7 protein-coding genes are annotated in these 4964 nt (G+C 65.5%); 2 read left to right on the top strand and 5 right to left on the bottom strand.

Annotation, left to right across the window (positions count from 1 at the left end; genetic code table 11):
* Together NTX40_00710 and NTX40_00715 are read left to right on the top strand one after the other, a co-directional pair.
* Positions 1-126 (top strand): deoxyguanosinetriphosphate triphosphohydrolase (locus NTX40_00710; protein ID MCX5647614.1); only part of this gene is annotated, 126 nt, incomplete at its 5' end.
* A 399-nt stretch (positions 127-525) separates the two neighbouring features.
* A complete protein-coding gene (locus tag NTX40_00715; protein ID MCX5647615.1) occupies positions 526-2340 on the top strand; it encodes a hypothetical protein in 1815 nt (604 codons plus the stop codon).
* Positions 2341-2540: 200 nt separating this feature from the next.
* On the opposite strand, the gene NTX40_00720 is transcribed toward NTX40_00715, so the two are convergent.
* From NTX40_00720 to grpE, 5 genes are all read right to left on the bottom strand, one after another.
* The gene (locus NTX40_00720; protein ID MCX5647616.1) at positions 2541-2696 is read right to left on the bottom strand and encodes a hypothetical protein; all 156 of its coding nucleotides are present in this window, start codon (positions 2694-2696) and stop codon (positions 2541-2543) included.
* 107 nt (positions 2697-2803) lie between these two features.
* Positions 2804-4102 (bottom strand): hypothetical protein, encoded by a 1299-nt coding sequence (locus NTX40_00725; protein MCX5647617.1) that lies wholly within the window; start codon positions 4100-4102, stop codon positions 2804-2806.
* Positions 4103-4203: 101 nt separating this feature from the next.
* Positions 4204-4449 (bottom strand): DNA gyrase inhibitor YacG, encoded by a 246-nt coding sequence (gene yacG, locus NTX40_00730; GenBank protein ID MCX5647618.1) that lies wholly within the window; start codon positions 4447-4449, stop codon positions 4204-4206.
* 16 nt (positions 4450-4465) lie between these two features.
* Positions 4466-4771 (bottom strand): zinc ribbon domain-containing protein, encoded by a 306-nt coding sequence (locus tag NTX40_00735; GenBank protein ID MCX5647619.1) that lies wholly within the window; start codon positions 4769-4771, stop codon positions 4466-4468.
* Positions 4772-4781: 10 nt separating this feature from the next.
* Positions 4782-4964: nucleotide exchange factor GrpE (gene grpE / locus NTX40_00740; GenBank protein ID MCX5647620.1), on the bottom strand; the 183-nt coding region annotated here is incomplete at its 5' end.

Consider the following 4964-nt stretch of genomic DNA (forward strand, 5'->3'; position numbering starts at 1 on the left):
GCCTACCAGAAGCGCGCGAAGGAGGAAGGCCTCGAGCGGGCCATCTCGGACTACATCGCGGGCATGACCGACCGCTTCGCCCAGGCCGAGTTTCAGCGGCTCTACGAGCCGTTCGAGAGAGTCTGACGAGTAACGGAGTGACGAAGTAACGGAGTGACGTAGGCGCCGCAAAGTACCTCGCGCCGTTTTCCGTTTGGCGGCAAACCGTCGGCTAGCACCCCGCTGAATCCAGAGGCACCCCACGAGGAAAAGGCAAACTCCGCCTCCGTCACTGCGTCACTACGTCACCGCGTCACTAAAACTATTAGGGCATCAAGTTGTTTCTGCGGGCCCCTGCTCTTCGGCCTCTTCGACTTTGACGGGCGCCTCGCACCGAGGCCGAAGCCTCGGGAAAAATTAGTATCGCGCGCGCAATAATTTCAGCAATAGAATAATCCCCCGGGCCGTTCGTCTGAACGGGCAGAGGCATGAGCCCGGCGAAAGGCGGTCGACAGGCCGGGAATGCCCATCGAAAGGAGGCCGGCCATGAAACGCCTCGCGCATCGGATCCTCGGGTCCGCCGCGGTCTTGGCCCTCGCAGCGGCGGGTTGCCGCCCTGGCTCAACCCGAGTCTATGGAAATTACAGAAGTCCTCCGCCCTATGTCGCCGCTGCGCCCGCGCCGCCGCTCGACGTGAGCATCGAGGTCATCTACACAGAACTGTCGGCATACGGCACCTGGAGCGAACATCCCGCCTACGGCCACGTGTGGCGCCCGCGGGGCGTGCCCGCGGACTGGCAACCCTATACGCGAGGCCATTGGGTCGATACGGACGAGTACGGGTTGGTGTGGGTATCGGACTGGCCGTGGGGCTACATCCCGTTCCATTACGGCCGGTGGGTCTGGGACGGGCCGTACGGTTGGGTGTGGGTGCCGGGCACGGAGTGGGGACCGGCTTGGGTAGCCTGGCGCCGGGGCGGCGGGTACATCGGCTGGGCGCCGCTTCCGCCCAGGGTCCACTGGTCGGTTGGCGTCGGCTTTCGCTTCGGCCCCGACGACCTCGACGCCATCGAGGTGGCGGCCTGGTGCTTCGTCCCCGAGCGCTATTTCCTCGAACCGCCCCACAGCCACGCCATGGCGCCTTCCACAAACGTCACGGTCATCCGCGTCACGAAGAACGTGACGAACATCGTCAACGTCGGGGGCCGCCCGGTGAACCGCAGCATTCCGCGGGCCGATGTCGAAAGGATTGTCGGCCGTCCCGTGCCGCGCACCCATGTCTACGAGGTCCGCACGCCCCAGGAGTTCCGCCAGACACCCCGTCGCCCGGACGCGATCCCCGTCTTTCGGCCTCGGACGAACGATCCTCGCAGAGCGCCTGGACGGGTTGCAGACCCCGCACCTCAACTGCCCAACCCGCCCTACGTCGAAGCGGATCAGCGCCGCCCCGAACAGCAGCGCCTCCAGGTTGAGGATCAGCGCCGCCAAGCGGAAGACCAGCGCCAACAACAGAAATCTCAACGCAAAGCCGAAGATCAACGCCGCCAGGCGGAGACTCAACGCCAGGCCGAAACTGAGCGCCAAGCGGAGACTCAGCGCCGGGCCGAAGGTGAGCGCCGCCAAGCCGAGGCTCAACGTCAAGCCGAGGCTCAGCGCCAACAACAGAAATCTCAGCGCAAGGCCGAAGATCAACGCAAAGCCGAGACCCAGCGCCAGGCCGAAGGTGAGCGCCGCCAAGCGGAAGGAAGGCGTCAAGCCGAGGCTCAGCGCCAACAACAGGAATCTCCGCGCAAGGCCGAAGATCAACGCCAAGCCGAGACTCAGCGCCAGGCCGAAACTGAGCGCCAAGCGGAGACTCAACGCCGGGCCGAAGGCGAACGCCGCCAAGCCGAGACTCAGCGCAAGGCCGAAACTGAGCGCCAAGCGGAGACTCAACGCCGGGCCGAAGGCGAACGCCGCCAAGCCGAGGCTCAACGTCAAGCCGAGGCTCAGCGCCAACAGCAGGAAGATCAACGCAAAGCCGAGACTCAGCGCAAGGCCGAAACTGAGCGCCAAGCGGAGACTCAGCGCCGGGCGGAAGGTGAGCGCCGCCAAGCCGAGACTCAGCGCAAGGCCGAAACTGAGCGCCAAGCGGAGACTCAACGCCGGGCCGAAGGCGAACGCCGCCAAGCCGAGGCTCAACGTCAAGCCGAGGCTCAGCGCCAACAGCAGGAAGATCAACGCAAGGCCGAAGATCAGCGCCGCCAAGCGGAGACTCAACGCCGGGCGGAAGATGAGCGCCGCCAAGCGGAAGGAAGGCGGCAAGCCAAGGCTCAGCGCCAACAGGCGGACCAGGAGAAGACGCCGGAGAACGGCGAGTAGAACCGAGCGCATGCCCCTTGACCGCGTCGGGGGAAAGCGGCTCGGCCCGACAAAAAGGCCGGCGCCCGTTCGAGCGCCGGCCTTCGGATGATTTCACCAACTTCGCGTTCGCCTAGGATCCTTCGCCCGCCACCTCTGTCTTCTCACCGACCGGGAGTTTCTCCTCATCGGTCCCTTCGACTTGTCCGGCCAAGAGAAGATCATTTGCCGGCTGCGATTTTTGAACGCCTCAGAAGGGCCGACCGGGATTTCCAGAAAGCCAACAGTTCTCGGTGCGTCATGTTCTTGGTCTGTTCGTAGACGCGTGCCGCGCCGCGCCGCTTCATCGCCACGCAATCAAACGTCTTGGTCTTCATAGGCAATCACCTCCAGCGGCGAGAAAATGTCGATCCGGGCAAAACCCTGCCATCGGTCGTCAATCCCCAGCACGCCCCGGCCCGCCTGTCCCCTACTGTGCCGGCGGCTACTCGGATTTCCCCTCTTCGGCCTCTTCAAACTTGGCCGGCTTCGGCCCCTCGGCCTTCTCGCCGATCGGGAGTTCCTCCTCTTCGGACTCTTCCACGTAGACCTCTTCCATATCGGTCGCATCCACGATCTTACGGAGGAGGAAGTAGATGACGGTTTGCGACGAGAAGAAGAACGAGATAAGGAACGAAACCATGAGGCCCAGGACAATCCAGACATAGAGGCTGATGAGGACGGTCGCGAAGGCGTCGGTCGAGGCCCAGGGTTCGCCGCCCGCCGCCGGCCACGGATTCGCCATGGTCGGAACGGCCCAGATCCGGGGCAATTTGTCGCCCGCCTCGTGCCAGTTCCACGTGAACGTGCTCACCGCCTCGTGCGTCAGGCGGAGCGTCAGGAACGCCACGAACTTGACGAAGATGAACGTCAGGCAGCCGTACACCGCGCTGAAGACCGTGTAAAAGAGGTACCGCCAGGGCCGGCTGGAGATATAGGCGACGCTTCGGCTGATGGCGTCGAAGGCGTCGGAGCCTTCGGCGGCGATCGTCGGCCACTGGAGCCCCACGCTGAACGCCCCGCCCACGAAGATCAGCGCCATCACCAGGCCCATCATGAGCGTCAGGCCGAACAGGAGCGACACCACCACTTCGCCCGCGTACGGGACCATCAGCGCGAAGCCCGTCACGAGGCCGACGCCCAAGGCCACGAGCACCAGCACGCCGAACGGAATGAGCGGACTGGAGACGATGCTGGGCCACTTTCGGCACGAGAAGGCGAGGGCCCGCTTCAGGGGGAGGTTCTCCTCGCGGGCGATCCGCACCGCCGCCATTCGCGTCACCGCCCCGCCGATGAACGCCCATATCCCCAGGCCGATGATCGTGTTCACGAGGGCGAACCACGGCGTCTCTTCCCAGTAAGCCACCGCCAGCAGCACCAGTTCCTTGGCCGCGCTCACCGGCGTCATCAGGAACGTGAAGAAGTCGTCCCAGGTCTTCGCCCCGACGTAGGGCAGCGCCCAGGTGCCCCAGAGGGTTTTCGTGAGGACGTGGTTGAGGTTATCCCACAGGCTGATCCGCCCGTCCAGGTTCAAGTCGGCCGCGCCAATCACGGCGACGTTCGTCTGGCCGACGCCGGGGATCTGGTCCACCGCCCACGCCCCCCAAGCCGTGGCCACGAGCGCCAGGAGGCACAGCAGAAGTTTCGTCGGATGGATCGCCATCCGGAACGACCGAAGAATCTCCTGGAACGAGAAGCACTGACGCCAGTTGATGGCCTGGATTTCGTGCGTTTCCTCGGACATGGGCTCCTCCTTGCGCTGGCTCGCCGACAGGTGACCGCACGGCCCGGCCGAAACGCCGGGACGCTTCAACCTCCCCATCTTGTGCCGACCGCGCGGCGGTGTCAAGAACTATTCGACCCGCCGCCGGGCTTCCCTCCCCGGCGGGACGTTCCGCTCGGCGGCGCCGGGGCCTTCAGCGCGGCGTCGTCGGCCACCTGGTCCACCGGCCGGCCGATTACGTACCGCCCCTCAAACCAGTGGCCCAGTTCCGCCATCTTGCACCGTTCGCAGCAGAACGGCCAGTAGCGCGCGTGCTGGGCGTCCGCCTGGTCCAGCCGGCGTTTGCAGTATCGGCACTGTTCGGCCATGGGCCGCTCCTTCGGCCTAGTCCTTGCTCGCGCCCGGCTTGCCGTCCGCGCCTTTCTTCTTCCCCGCGTCCGACCCCTTCCCCGCGTCCGATCCCTTCCCCGCGCCGCTTTCCTTACGGGCCGCTTCCTTGTAAGATGCGCTGCGGTAGTCCGTCGCATGGAACCCGGACCCCTTGAACAGCACCGCCCCGCCCTTCCCGAGAAGCCGGCGCACCTTGCGCTTCTTGCACGCCGGGCACACGCGGATCGGGTCGGCCGTAATCGACTGGAATCGTTCGAACCGATGCCCGCACGCCCCGCAGTGGTACTCGTAAGTCGGCATCCTCGTCCCCTTAGTCTTCCGCTGCGTTCGCGTCGTCTTCGTCCGGCTCGCCCTGGCGGTTCTCGTCCTGGGGTGCGGTCGATTCCTCGGCCATGCCGCTCGAAACCGCCACCTGGCTCGGACGGAGCGTCTGGTCGTGCAGCCGGTACCCCGCCTGCATCTCGCCCGCCACGTGTCCTTCCGGATGTTCCTC

Source organism: Planctomycetota bacterium (genome assembly GCA_026387035.1).
Taxonomy (GTDB): Bacteria; Planctomycetota; Phycisphaerae; order FEN-1346; family FEN-1346; genus JAPLMM01.

Excerpts from the sequence above, each read along its gene's own strand:
- NTX40_00725 (MCX5647617.1), bottom strand. The coding sequence starts at position 4,102 with ATGTCCGAGGAAACGCACGAAATCCAGGCCATCAACTGGCGTCAGTGC.
- yacG (MCX5647618.1), bottom strand. The coding sequence starts at position 4,449 with ATGGCCGAACAGTGCCGATACTGCAAACGCCGGCTGGACCAGGCGGAC.
- NTX40_00715 (MCX5647615.1), top strand. The coding sequence starts at position 526 with ATGAAACGCCTCGCGCATCGGATCCTCGGGTCCGCCGCGGTCTTGGCC.
- NTX40_00735 (MCX5647619.1), bottom strand. The coding sequence starts at position 4,771 with ATGCCGACTTACGAGTACCACTGCGGGGCGTGCGGGCATCGGTTCGAA.
- NTX40_00720 (MCX5647616.1), bottom strand. The coding sequence starts at position 2,696 with ATGAAGACCAAGACGTTTGATTGCGTGGCGATGAAGCGGCGCGGCGCG.